Raw genomic sequence first — 12,464 nt, forward strand, 5'->3', positions numbered from 1 at the left:
ACACTCACGGCATGACACGACGACTTGCCCAGGTGGCGCAGAAGGTCGGCGTCAGCGAGGCCACGGTCAGCCGGGTGCTGAACGAGAAACCCGGCGTCTCCGAGGCGACCAGGGCGGCGGTGCTGACGGCGCTGGACGTGCTCGGCTACGAGCGACCCACCCAACTCCGCGGCGAGCGGGCCCGGTTGGTCGGCATGGTGATGCCAGAGCTGCAGAACCCGATCTTCCCGGCCTTCGCCGAGGTGGTCGGCGGCGCGCTGGCGGGCCAGGGCTTCACCCCGGTGCTCTGCACCCAGACCGCGGGCGGCGTCTCCGAGGCCGACTACGTGGACCTGCTGCTCTCCCAGCAGGTCTCCGGCGTGGTCTTCTTCGGCGGCCTGTACGCCCAGGCGGACGCGGCCCACGACCACTACGAGCGGCTGGCCGAGCGCAGCCTGCCGACCGTGCTGCTGAACGCCGCGATCGACGGGCTGGACTTCGCCCGGGTCTCCTGCGACGACGCGGTGGCGGTGGAGCAGTCCATCGGCCACCTGCGCCAGCTGGGGCACCGGCGGATCGGCCTGGTGCTCGGCCCGAGCGACCACGTGCCGTCCCAGCGCAAGCTGGCGGCGGCCCGGGTGGCGGCCGCGAAGGCCGGCCTGGAGCTGCCGGACGAGCACGTGGAGCGGGCGCTGTTCACCCTGGAGGGCGGCCAGGCGGCCACCACCAGGCTGCTCCGGCAGGATGTGACCGGCATCATCTGCGCGAGCGACCCGCTGGCCCTGGGGGCCGTCCGGGCGGTCCGCCGGGCCGGGCTCTCGGTACCGGACGACGTGTCGGTGATCGGCTACGACGACTCGTCCTTCATGAACTGCACCGACCCGCCGCTGACCACCGTCCGGCAGCCGATCGAGGCGATGGGCCGGGCCGCGGTGGACCTGCTGGCGGGGGAGATCGGCGGCGCCAAGATCACCCACGACGAGCTGCTGTTCGAGCCCGAGCTGGTGGTGCGCGGCTCCACCGCGCCGCCCCGCTCGCGCGGTTGACGCACGCGAAGGCCCTGACTCCCGCAAGGGGTGTCAGGGCCTTCGTCGTTCGGGTGGGTCAGGAGCTGAACGCCTGCAGGTCGGAGAGCTGGGCGGCGGGCCAGCCGGTGTTGCCGGTGAAGGTCACCCGCAGGTACCGGGCGGAGGCGCCGGGGAAGGCCACCGTGACGGTGTTGCCGGTGGCCGGGTCGAAGCCGTAGCCCGCCGAGGCCTTGGCCGTGGTCCAGTTGGTGCCGTCGGTGCTGGTGAGCACGGAGAGCGTCTCGGTCCGCGCGCCCCAGCCGGCCGGCAGCCGGAGCACCAGGCGGCCCACCGTGGACTGGCTGCCGAGGTCGGCGCTCAGCGACTGCGGGAAGGCGTTGTTGGCGCTCTCCCAGTAGCTGTTCGGGTCACCGTCGTTGGCCCGGGACTCGGAGTAGACGTCCGCGTGGCTGGTGGCGGTCAGGGTCCGGCCCGCGAGCAGGTTCTGGTTGGCCGGCGGGGTGGTGGGCGGGGTGCTGGTGGGCGGGGTGGTCGGGTTGCCGCCGGTGAGCACGGTCAGCTCGGAGAGCTGGGCTGCGGGCCAGGCGGTGTTGCCGGTGATCGTCACCCGGACCCAGCGGGCGCTGGTGGAGGGGAAGCTCACGGTGGCGGTGTTGCCGGTCGCGGGGTTGAGCACCACGCCCTGGGCGGCGGCCAGTTGGGTGAAGGCGACCCCGTCGGTGGAGCCCTGCACCGAGACCGTCTCGGTCCGGGTCTCCCAGCCGGCCGGCAGCTTGAGCTGCACGCCGTTGACGTTGGCGGCGGTGCAGCGGTCCACGGTCAGCGACTGCGGGAAGGCGTTGTTGGCGCTCTCCCAGTAGCTGGCCGCGTTGCCGTCGATCGCGTTGGCCGCACCGTAGTTCTGGTTGGTGCTGCTCGCCGTCGCGCTGACGGTGCAGGCCGGCGGCGTCGAGGTGGAGGGCGACGGGGACGGGGACGGGCTGGGCGAGGAGGAGGGGGAGTCGGACGGGGACGGGGAGGGCGACGGCGAGGGCTGGGTGCCGTTGGACGGCCGCCCGCCGTAGGTGAACCTCGGGTCCGGCCAGACGCCCGAGCAGGTGCTGCCGGACCAGCCGGAGTTGCCGCCGCCGTCGGTGATCACGAAGCCGGTACCGACGCAGTTGTGGGTCGGGGTGGCGGCCTGCGCGATGTTCTTCGCCGTCACGTTGGTGAACTTCATGCTCGCGTTGGCCTGCGCCTGGATCGCGTAGGTGCCCGCGCCGTCGATGTTCACGTTGGTGAAGTTGACGCCGGAGACGGCGCCTTCGATGGTCTGGATCGCCTCGTACGAGCTGTCCAGGATGTCGCTGTCGGTGATGTTGATGGTCGCGCCGCTGATCGCCTCGTTCAGGCCGCTGAACCAGACCGCGCCGACCCCGAAGTTCCAGTTGAAGTCGCTGTTGCCGGTCCGGATCAGGGTGTTGCGGGCGGCCGTGATGGTGCCCGCGACGGCGGTGCCGGCGCCGGAGCTGACGCCCGGGTAGCGGTTGGCGATGTGCAGGCCGCCGCCGTTGCTGATGGTGTCGGCCATCACGTTGTCGGAGATGGTGAAGTCCTTGCCGCCGTACGTGACGATGTTGTTCGCCAGGATCGGCAGGATCACCGTGTTGTGGGTGAAGCTGTCGCCCACGTTCGGCACCCGCTCCGGCCAGGAGGCCAGGCCGTCGTCGCCGGTGTTGCGGACGAAGGTGTTGGTGACGGTCGAGTTGGTGACGCCGGTGTGGAAGTTCACGCCGTCGGCGGTCTGGTCCAGGATCCGGCTGTTGCGGATGGTGAAGCGGTCCATCGGACCGTCCATCCAGGCCGCCACCTTGGTGTGCTGGATCCACAGGTTGTCGACCACGGAGTTGCTCATCGCACCGCCGATGGCGTTCACCTGGTCGTCGTCGATCCGCTCCTGGATGTCGCCGATGATGGCGAAGTCCTTCAGCGTCACGTTCCGGCTCGGGCCGTTGGCCTCGTGCGGCCGGACCGCGCCGCCGTAGCCGCCGCCGGGCACGTACTTGCCGTAGATGCCGGCCGCCCGGTTGCGGTTGATCGGGTCGCGCCCGCCGAGCACGCTGTACCAGGGCCCCGCCCCGGCCAGCGTGACGCCGTCCACCACCACGTGGTCGTACAGGGTGAAGCTGCCCTGCGGGATGAAGACCGTCTTGCCCTGCGCCTGACCGGCGTTGACCGCCGCCTGGAACTTGGAGGTCGAGTCGGTGGCCCCGCTCGGGTCGGCGCCGAAGTCCGCCACCACGTCAAGTGCCCCGGCGGGCTTGGCGATCGGGGCGGCGACCTGCTCGAAGTCGGCCAGGTCGATGGTGAAGCTGGGCGACTGCGCGGTGGAGGAGACCTGCAGCCGGACCTTCGCGCCGGCGGGCAGGGTCGAGCCGAACATGGTCCGGGTCTCGTCGTAGAAGTGGTGCGGGTTGGTGTCGCCGGGGTTGTTGTTGAACGGGTAACCCCCGTAGTACCAACCGTACTTGGAGGTGACCGGCAGGTCCTTGAGCTTCGATCCGTTGACCACCAGGTCGATCGAGGCGGTCCGGCCCTTGCCGTCGGCGGTGTCCGGCAGGCTGTACCGGAAGCTCATCGCGTTGGCCGGTGCGGTGAGGGTGAACTCCACGTACTGGCCGGTGGAGTTGAGCGTGACGGCCTGGCGGCCCGAGGCCTCCGAGGGCAGCGTGCCGTACCGCCGCTCGGGGCCGATCACGGTGCCGTTGGTGGCCGCGTACTCGGCCTCCTGCTCCTTGAACGGCACGGTGGCGCCCCGGCCGGTGACGTCCAGCGGGGAGAGGGTCGGCACGGCGGCGGCGTGTGCGGACTGGGCGGTCAGGCCGAGCAGGGCGGCAGAGCTCAGTGCGGCTGCCGTGAGCAGGGCGAGTGGGGCGCGCAGTCGGTGGAGCGGGGGTGGCTGCATGGGGGGATGCACTTCCTTGCTGGTCGCGTGGGTGGGAACGGCCGAGCGTTGGAGAGACTAGGCGCGACGGTGCATGAAGTCCATGTAAATGCGCAAAATTTCGACAGAGACAACGCAAGTACGTCGAATCTGCGGGCTCACCCCGGGTGTTGGCAGCGTTCAGCCCTGGTCCGGCGCCGGGTTCGCGGCGTCCGTCCACAGGCTGTGGACAAGTCCCGCAGTGGTCAGCGGCGGTTGCCCAGGGCGAACAGCAGGATCACGAAGCCGGCGAAGACATGGGTGCCCGCGATGTAGACGGAGGCCCGCACCAGCATCTGCCGGCGCCGGCTCTTCTCGTCCTGGACGGCGGCGCTCCGCACGGCCTCGCTCACGGTCGGGCTCCTTCGGTTCGCGGCCGGTTCCTCAGATCCCGAGTCTACGGGCGCGGGCGGCGGCCAGGTCGAGCAGCCGGTGGACGTCCGCCTGCCGGGTGCCGGGGGCGTCGTTGTACTCGTCCGGCGAGCTGACGGGGTGTCCGCTCGCGTGCAGCACCTCCATCACCTGGATCCGGCCGCGCCGGGCGTCCTCGGGCACGCCGAAGCCGTGCGCGAGGACGGCGGCCTGGGCGCCGAGCAGGCAGACCCGGCCATGGTCGTCCCACATGGTGCCCTGCACCCAGCCGGCCGCGGCCAGGTAGCGGGAGGCCAGCGCCAGGTGCCCGGCGATGCCCACCCTGGTCGGCGCGGGCGGCCGCCGCAGCAGCCGGTCCAGCAGGGTCGCGGCCGGCGGCCGGTGCTCCGCGTACCAGGGCTGCCGGACGCTGCCGAGCGGGCAGACGTACGGGAGCTCCGGGCGGCTCGGGAAGGTGGCCAGGTAGGCCTCGATCTCGGCCACCAGGCCGGAGCTGTCGACGGTGAGCAGGGGCGGGATGAATAACGGCTTATGGGTGGATTTCACCCTTTCTTGATACCGGACGTTCCGGCATCGCGCCGCGGTCGACGCGCGGGCTCCTCCGATCCGCGGGCGCCTCCGGCGGGGGGAGAAGGCGGAGGAATCGGAATCCGCCGACCGGGGGCGCCGGGGCGCGGGTAGCGTGCGAGGTATGTCGATCTCCTGGGTGACCGTGCCGACGCCGCTGCCGAGCGGACCGCTGCGGTTGGCCGTCACGGCGCAGGGGGTGGCCGCAGTCTCGTACCACGGGGACGTGGTGGCCGGGGTGCGGGTGGGCGAGCCGGAGTGCACGGACCAGGACCGGGTGCGGTTGGTGACCGCCCGGCTGGAGGAGTACTTCGAGGGGAAGCGGACCGACCTCGGGCTGCCGGTCGACTGGCGCTTCGCCACCGGGCCGCACCGCACCGTGCTGCAGACCCTGGTCGCCCAGGCGGGCTACGGACAGACCCTCACCTACGGCGAACTCGCCACCCGCAGCGGGCTGTTCGAGGACTTCACCGACGGCGGCTGGACCGCCGCCCGGACAGTGGGGAAGATGATGGGCGCCAACCCGCTCTGCCTGCTGGTGCCCTGCCACCGGGTGGTGGCCTCGGACGGGCTCGGCGGGTTCGGCGGCGGGCCGCGCGGCCTGGAGATCAAGCGCTGGCTGCTCACGCTGGAGGGCGTGCTGCCGCCCACCCTGGACTGGAACGGCCCCGGCTGACCGCCGGAGCCCGTCCCGTCGGCGTCAGACCAGTGCGGCCATCGGCTCCGGCTGGTGCAGCGGCACCGACCGGGCCGGCCGGATCGGCTGGATCGCGGCCACCAGTGCGTAGTCCTCGCCGAGCAGCTCGTCGGCCGGCGGCAGCGCGGGCCGCAGGCCGAGCGCCAGCTGGACGGCGGCCAGCGGCAGGTTGAGCCCGCACAGCCGCAGCTGGTGCAGCCCGCCCGAGGGCCGGGTGTTGATGTCCAGCAGCACCGGGACGCCCCGGTGGTGGCGGAACTGCACGTTGGAGAGGTAGGACATGCCGAAGGTCTCGATCAGGTGCCGGGTCGGCTCCAGGTAGACCGGGTCGGTGGTGAAGCTCCGGCGGCGGCTGCGCTTGCTGCGGCCGACGGCGGCCAGCAGCCGGCCGTCCTGGTCGGCGAGGCAGTCCACCGAGATCTCCGGGCCCTCCAGGTAGGGCATCACCAGCAGGTCGACCGGCCCGGGGGCGGCGGCGATCGCGGCGGCCAGCTGGTCGAGCTGGACGCCCGCGCTCGGCCAGCCGTCCAGCTGCCCCAGGCCGAACGGCTCCCGGGTGATGGTGCGGAACCCCTCGCCGCCCGCGCCGCTGGCCGGCTTGAGGCAGGGCTGCTCCCCGGCCTCCTCCAACTCGGCCACGGCCAGCAGGAGTTCGTCGGCGGTACGGACGTGGTGCCAGCTCGGTACGGGCAGCCCGGCGGCCGCCATCGCGACGTAGCCGTCCACCTTGCTCTCGAAGGTGGCGATCGCCCCGGCGGGCGGGCAGACCAGTGCGGTGCCCCGGGCGGCGAACTCCGCGCGGTGCCGGGCGATCGCGAGCTGGTGCAGCCGGGGGAGGAAGACGTCGATCCGGTAGCGGTCGCAGAAGTCCAGCGCGAACTCGACGTACGCCTCGGCGGAGAGCCCGTCCGGCTCCAGCAGGCCGTGGTCGGCGGCGGCCAGGACGGGGGAGTCGGCGTCCACGTGGGTGGCCCAGACCTCCACCGGCGCGGCCCGCAGCAGGTCGATGAAGAACACGTTCTCGGCGTAGGTGCGGTTCAGCCAGACGCGGGTGGGGGCGCTCACAGAGGTCTCCCTGGGAAAAGGGCATGAAACAGTGGGAGGGCGTCCGGCAGAAGGTGGCCGAGACCCGGCCTTGACTGCGCCCTTGAGGTGGCACCTTAGCGCTCCCGGCCGAACGGGTGAACGGGGGGTGGCGGCCTGTTCGGGGCCCTGATCGGGCGTTCCACCAGCGATCCGTCAACTGGCTTGGTCGGAGCGGAAGTTGACCGCGACTTCGACAGGTTTCGGGGATGTGAATTCTTCGGCGGCCAGGGCGCGGCCGGGCGCACGATGCACAGAACGGGCGGCGCCGGAGCGAAAACGCTCGAACAGTCACCGAATCGGGTGAGCCCGCTGCCATTTCCCGACCGGTCGGGGCCGGATCGCAGCCACCATGAACCACGCAACGCGATACGTCCATCGTGCCCGCATCGTGCCCGCGGAGAGGCCTTTCGATGTCCATCGAAACCACTGTCGGTATCCCTGGTCAAGGCGGGGAGCCGCAGGTCCCACCCGGCGTGCACCCGCCCGCAGCCGCTGCTCACCGGGAGAGCCTCGGCACCGAGGCCGCCCGCAATCTCGCCACCACCACCAAGTCCGCCCCGCAGATGCAGGAGATCAGCGACCGCTGGCTGCTCCGGGCGCTGCCCTGGGTCGACATCGAGGGCGGCGCCTACCGGGTCAACCGGCGGCTGAGCCACGCCGTCGGCCAGGGCCGGGTGGCCTTCGAGCAGACCGGTTCCGAGGTCCGGGTGGTGCCCCCGACGCTGCGGGAGGTCCCGCTGCTGCGCGACTTCCCGGACGACGGTCTGCTGACGGAGCTGGCGGGCCGGTTCACCGTGCGCACGGTCACCGCCGGCGAGCTGCTGGTCGAGGCCGGGCAGCCGGTCGACGAGATCTTCCTGATCGCGCACGGCAAGCTGGACCGGCTCGGCACCGGCAAGTACGACGAGACCACCGTGCTCGGCGGCCTGGCCGACGGCGACCACGTGGGGGACGAGGCGCTGGCCCAGTCCGACCCGCTCTGGCCGTTCGGCGTCCGGGCCACCACCGGCGGTACCGTGCTGGCGCTGCCCCGGTCCGCGTTCGAGGAGCTGGCCGGGCGCTCGCCCGCGCTCCGCGAGCAGATCGAGCGGTACCGCGAGGGCGCCCGGCAGGCCGTCAACAAGTACGGCGAGGCGGCGATCGCGATGTCCGCCGGGCACCGGGGCGAGCCCGAGCTGCCGAGCACCTTCGTGGACTACGAACTCCGGCCGCGCGAGTACGAGCTGAGCCTGGCCCAGACCGTGCTCCGGGTGCACACCCGGGTCGCCGATCTCTACAACGAGCCGATGAACCAGACCGAGCACCAGCTCCGGCTGACCATCGAGGCGCTGCGCGAGCGGCAGGAGTTCGAGCTGGTCAACAACCCCGGGTTCGGCCTGCTCAGCACCGCCGCGTACGACCAGCGGATCTCCACCTGGTCCGGCCCGCCGACCCCGGACGACATGGACGAGCTGCTCTGCCGCCGCCGCGGCACCAAGTTCTACCTGGCCCATCCGAAGGCGATCGCGGCGATCGGCCGGGAGGCCAACAAGCGCGGTCTGTACCCGGACCCGGTCGAGCTGGACGGCAAGCGGGTGACCGCCTGGCGCGGGGTGCCGATCCTGCCCTGCAACAAGATCCCGATCAGCAAGGCGCAGACCACCTCGATCCTGGCGATGCGGGTGGGCGAGCACAACCAGGGCGTGATCGGCCTGCGGCAGACCGGCCTGCCGGACGAGTACGAGCCGGGGCTCTCGGTGCGGTTCATGGGCATCGACGAGAAGGCGATCATCTCCTACCTGGTGAGCACCTACTACTCGGTCGCCGCGCTGGTGCCCAACGCCGTCGGCGTACTGGAGAACGTGGACGTCGCGCACCGCAGTTGAGCACGTCGTGACCGCGGGCGGCCTGCCCGCGGTCACTTTTTCTCGGTCTGGGGGAGGACGTTCATGGGGATCTTCGCGCTCGAACGGGACAGCCGGGAGGGCCAGGAGGCCGCCGAGGTGCTGGCCCGCTCCCGTGCCGTGGTCGACCCGGCCCTGCGGGCGGCGGTCGAGTCGCTGCCCAGCTCGATGCGGCGGGTCGCGGGGTACCACTTCGGCTGGTGGGAGGCGGACGGCACGCCCTCGGCGGCCGGTTCGGGCAAGGCGATCCGCCCGGCCCTGGTGCTGGCCGCCGCACAGGCGGTCGGCGGATCCGGGCCCGCGACGGCGGTCCGGGCGGCAGCTGCGGTCGAGCTGGTGCACAACTTCACCCTGCTGCACGACGACGTGATCGACCGGGACGACACCAGACGCCACCGGCCCACCGCCTGGCGGGTGTTCGGCACCACCGAGGCGATCCTGGCGGGCGACGCGATGCACTCGCTGGCCCTGCGGGTGCTCGCCGAGGACGAGCACCCGAGCGCGGCGGCGGCGGTCCGGCGGCTGGCCGACTGCGTGGTCGAGCTCTGCGAGGGCCAGCAGGTGGACTGCGCCTTCGAGCAGCGCGACGACGTCTCGCTGGCCGAGTGCCTGGCGATGGCCGAGGCCAAGACCGGCGCGCTGCTCGGCGCGGCCTGCGCGATCGGCGCGCTCTACGGCGGGGCGGGCGAGCAGGCGGCGGCCGCGCTGGACGCGTTCGGCCGGGAGATCGGGCTGGCCTTCCAGCTGATCGACGACCTGATCGGGATCTGGGGCGACCCGGCCGTCACCGGCAAGCCGGTCGGTGCCGACCTGGCGGCCCGGAAGAAGTCGCTGCCGGTGGTCTTCGCGCTCTCGGCCGACCGTCCGGGCAGTGCCCGGCTGGCCGAACTGTACGCACTGGAACGCGAGTTGACGCCCGTCGAGCTGCACGAGGCGGCCGCCGCGGTGGACCAGGCCGGCGGCCGGGCCTGGGCCCAGAGCGAGTCCTGCGAGCGGATGGCGGCGGCGATCGCCCACCTCGCCGACGCCGTCCCCGACCCGGCCGCGGCCGACGACCTGCTGGCCCTGGCCGAGCTGGTCACCCGCCGGATGCACTGACCCGACCCGAACGGGCGGACCGTTCCTAGAGCCCGGTCAGCAGGCGCTCCTCCTTCGCCCGGTCGATCCCCAGCTCGGTGGTGCCCTGCCGGTAGGGCGCGCCGGCGGGGCCGCGCTGCTGGATCCAGGCCCAGGTGTCGGCCACGGTCTCGGCCAGCGGCCGGATCTGCAGGCCGGCCGCCGTCGCCTTGGCGGTGTCGGCGGCCCAGATGCCGGACCACTCGGGCGTGGAGGGGCTCCAGAGCGGCAGCTCGACCCAGGGCGCCACCTCGGCCTCGCCGAGCAGCGCATCGGGGGCCCAGACCAGCTCGGCCCCGCTGCCGGTGGCGGCCACGCAGGCCTCCAGCAGCTCCCGCATGGTGCTGGACCCGGCCGGCGCGGTGGTGACGTACCGTCCGGTGCCGCCCCGCTCCAGCAGGTCGAGACCGAAGGCGGCGAAGTCGCGGGCGTCGATCAGCTGGGTCGCCCGCGCCGGGTCGCCGGGAGCGAGCACCCTGCCGCCCTCGGCGATCCGCTCCAGCCACCAGGGCAGCCGGCCGACGTTCTCGTACGGGCCGATCAGCAGGCCGCAGTTGAGGATCAGCGCGCGCTCGGGGCCGAACGCCGCCAGCACGGCCCGCTCGCAGCCGGCCTTGAGGTGATTGCCGGGCGGCTGGTCGGCCGGGGTGTCGGCGGGGCACGGCTGGGTGGCGGAGTCCTCGTCGACGGGCAGCGCGGGCCAGTCGGTGAAGGCGTGCACCGAGGAGACGAAGGTGTAGTGGTCGGTGTGCCCGCGCAGCGTCCGGGCGGCCAGCGCGACCGCGTACGGCTGCTGGCCGGCGGTGTCCACCACGGCGTCCCAGTGGCGGCCCTCGACCAGCCGGGCCAGGTCCTCGGGGGAGTTGCGGTCGCCTCGGACGGCCTCGACGCCGTCCTGGTCGGGGCCGGAGCGGCCGCGGTTGAAGGTGGTGACCCGGTGGCCGCGGCGGAGGGCTTCGGAGACGTAGGCGCGGCCGAGGAAGGACGAGCCGCCGATCAGGAGAAGGTTCATGCCGTTCAGCCTGCGCCCGCCGGGTGCGGGCCGGAAGCGGCGTTCACCCTGGGCCGAGCGGATTCGCCGAGAGCTGACGGTCCGTCCGACATGCCGCCCCCGAGCGGCCGACATAGCATCCGTTTCATACGGATTGTGGTGGTATGTCAGACCCTGGGGGTTCGGTCCGGACCGGGTGGTCCTGGACGGCAGCCGGACCATCCCCGCGCTGACCGGACGGAGGAACGGGCATGACCGAGGCCGCCACCCTGGAGGCGCTCGCCGCCGACGCCTATGTGTACGGCTACCCGATGGTCTTCGACCTGACCATGGTGGACCGGTTCCACCGGGACGGGATGGGCAGTCTGCCCGCCACCGGGTTCAACCGCTTCAGCCACGCCGACAAGCTCGGCGGGGCCGGGACGGAGTTCGTCTCGGTCAACAACGACACCGTCTACTCGGTCGCCCAACTCGACCTGTCCGGCGGCCCGTTGATCCTGGACGTGCCGGACGCGGACGGCGCGTACTACGTGCTCCAGTTCGTCGACGCCTGGAGCAACAACTTCGCCTACCTGGGCCGGCGGGCCACCGGCACCCGGGCGCAGCGCCGACTGCTGGTGCCGCCGCACTGGCGCGGAACCCCCGAGCCCGGCCTCGAGGTGATCGAGTGCCCGACGGCCGTGGCGACCGTGATCGGACGCAACGCCTGCGACGGCCCGGCCGACCTGCTCCGGGTGCGCGCACTCCAGCAGCAGCTGACCCTCACCCCGCTGGAGTCCGGCGGGGAGTCCGGCGGCGAGTGCGCGGGCCTGCCGGAGCCGGACCCGGAGGTGCCGGAGCAGCTCCGCTTCCTGGAGCAGCTCCGGCTCTGGGCCGCGCAGTTCCCCCCGGCCCGGCCCGATGTCGAGTACCAGCAGCGGTTCGCCCCGCTCGGCCTGCTGGACACCGGCGCCTCGCCCTACCGCAACCCGGCGCCCGACTGGGCCGCCGCACTGGCCAGGGGGCTGGCCGAGGGCCGTCGCCGGGTCGAGCAGGCGGGCCGGCCCGACCCCGACCAGCCGGGCGGCGACTGGGCGCTCAACCTGCACCTGTTCGACTTCAACCTGGACCACCTCGGCCCCGGCACCGTGGACGACCCGCAGTGGCGCATCCCCGACCGCCGGGCCGCCTACCTGACCCGCGCGGTCGCGGCCAGGACCGGACTCTGGGGCAACCACGCGTACGAGGCGGTGTACGCCGCCACCTACCGGGACGCGGAGGGCAGGCCGCTCACCGGCGCCTGCTCGTACACCCTGCGCTTCGACGCCCCGCCGCCGGTGGACGCGTTCTGGTCGCTCACCATGTACGACGCCACCGACTACTTCCTGGTGCCCAACCCGGTCGACCGGTACTCGATCGGCGACCGCACGCCGGGCCTGGTGTACGGGCCGGACGGCTCGCTCACCCTGGTGCTCCGGCACGAACGGCCGGAGGACCCGGCCGAGGCGGCCAACTGGCTGCCCACCCCCGCCGGGGAGTTCCGCCCGATGATCCGGCTCTACCAGCCGGGCGCCGCCGTCCTGGACGGCACGTACCGGCTGCCGCAGATCCGGCCGTACTGAAGCCCGGCCGACCCGGAGCGGGAGCACGGTGGCGCGGTCCGTGCCGGGCGCCGGGTAGGTCGGCGACGCCGTCCCGGGTCTGCCGGCGTGAGTCCTGACGCGGGCGGGCGGACGCTCACCGTGCCGGGTGGTGCGGCGGTCGCCGTACCGCTGTCGGCCGGCACGGCGGCCGTCGCGGGGCC

At 72.8% G+C, this 12,464-nt stretch carries 10 protein-coding genes and 1 pseudogene; 5 read left to right on the forward strand and 6 right to left on the reverse strand.

Annotated features, from left to right (window positions below; genetic code table 11):
* Positions 1 to 11: 11 nt before the first annotated feature.
* Positions 12 to 1,025, forward strand: a complete 1,014-nt coding sequence (locus ABT118_RS02915) for a LacI family DNA-binding transcriptional regulator (RefSeq protein WP_350644454.1) — start codon at positions 12 to 14, stop codon at positions 1,023 to 1,025.
* 58 nt (positions 1,026 to 1,083) lie between these two features.
* On the opposite strand, the gene ABT118_RS02920 is transcribed toward ABT118_RS02915, so the two are convergent.
* The 4 genes and pseudogenes from ABT118_RS02920 to ABT118_RS02935 all read right to left on the reverse strand — a co-directional run bounded on the left by ABT118_RS02920 (position 1,084) and on the right by ABT118_RS02935 (position 4,887).
* Positions 1,084 to 1,560 carry a discoidin domain-containing protein gene (locus ABT118_RS02920; RefSeq protein ID WP_350645091.1) on the reverse strand — a complete coding sequence of 159 codons (477 nt, stop codon included), beginning with the start codon at positions 1,558 to 1,560 and terminating at the stop codon, positions 1,084 to 1,086.
* Positions 1,552 to 3,951 (reverse strand): annotated as a pseudogene (locus ABT118_RS02925) (discoidin domain-containing protein); the annotation flags it as partial. The pseudogene ABT118_RS02925 and the gene ABT118_RS02920, both read right to left, overlap by 9 nt.
* A gap of 224 nt (positions 3,952 to 4,175) precedes the next feature.
* Positions 4,176 to 4,322, reverse strand: a complete 147-nt coding sequence (locus tag ABT118_RS02930; protein WP_350644456.1) for a DUF6126 family protein — start codon at positions 4,320 to 4,322, stop codon at positions 4,176 to 4,178.
* A gap of 31 nt (positions 4,323 to 4,353) precedes the next feature.
* On the reverse strand, positions 4,354 to 4,887 hold the full coding sequence (locus ABT118_RS02935) for a DUF6197 family protein (protein ID WP_350644457.1): 534 nt from the start codon (positions 4,885 to 4,887) through the stop codon (positions 4,354 to 4,356).
* A 145-nt stretch (positions 4,888 to 5,032) separates the two neighbouring features.
* Between ABT118_RS02935 and ABT118_RS02940 the strand changes: the two genes are divergently transcribed.
* On the forward strand, positions 5,033 to 5,584 hold the full coding sequence (locus tag ABT118_RS02940; protein WP_350644458.1) for a methylated-DNA--[protein]-cysteine S-methyltransferase: 552 nt from the start codon (positions 5,033 to 5,035) through the stop codon (positions 5,582 to 5,584).
* Positions 5,585 to 5,608: 24 nt separating this feature from the next.
* Here ABT118_RS02940 and ABT118_RS02945 read toward each other — a convergent pair whose 3' ends face one another.
* The gene (locus ABT118_RS02945; RefSeq protein WP_350644459.1) at positions 5,609 to 6,670 is read right to left on the reverse strand and encodes an ATP-grasp domain-containing protein; all 1,062 of its coding nucleotides are present in this window, start codon (positions 6,668 to 6,670) and stop codon (positions 5,609 to 5,611) included.
* A gap of 431 nt (positions 6,671 to 7,101) precedes the next feature.
* Here ABT118_RS02945 and ABT118_RS02950 point away from each other — a divergent pair, with 431 nt between their 5' ends.
* Positions 7,102 to 8,556, forward strand: coding sequence for a family 2B encapsulin nanocompartment shell protein (locus tag ABT118_RS02950; protein ID WP_502884454.1), 1,455 nt, complete (start codon positions 7,102 to 7,104; stop codon positions 8,554 to 8,556).
* A 63-nt stretch (positions 8,557 to 8,619) separates the two neighbouring features.
* Positions 8,620 to 9,672: a family 2 encapsulin nanocompartment cargo protein polyprenyl transferase gene (locus tag ABT118_RS02955; RefSeq protein WP_350644462.1), complete on the forward strand. Its 1,053-nt coding sequence runs from the start codon at positions 8,620 to 8,622 to the stop codon at positions 9,670 to 9,672.
* A 25-nt stretch (positions 9,673 to 9,697) separates the two neighbouring features.
* On the opposite strand, the gene ABT118_RS02960 is transcribed toward ABT118_RS02955, so the two are convergent.
* Complete coding sequence (locus tag ABT118_RS02960) at positions 9,698 to 10,702, reverse strand: NAD-dependent epimerase/dehydratase family protein (RefSeq protein ID WP_350644463.1); 1,005 nt, start codon at positions 10,700 to 10,702, stop codon at positions 9,698 to 9,700.
* Between the two features lie 230 nt (positions 10,703 to 10,932).
* On the opposite strand from ABT118_RS02960, the gene ABT118_RS02965 reads away from it, so the two are divergent.
* Positions 10,933 to 12,282 (forward strand): DUF1254 domain-containing protein, encoded by a 1,350-nt coding sequence (locus ABT118_RS02965; protein WP_350644465.1) that lies wholly within the window; start codon positions 10,933 to 10,935, stop codon positions 12,280 to 12,282.
* Positions 12,283 to 12,464 lie beyond the last annotated feature (182 nt).

The sequence above is a fragment of the Kitasatospora sp. NPDC002040 genome (assembly GCF_040296785.1).
Lineage (GTDB): Bacteria > Actinomycetota > Actinomycetes > Streptomycetales > Streptomycetaceae > Kitasatospora.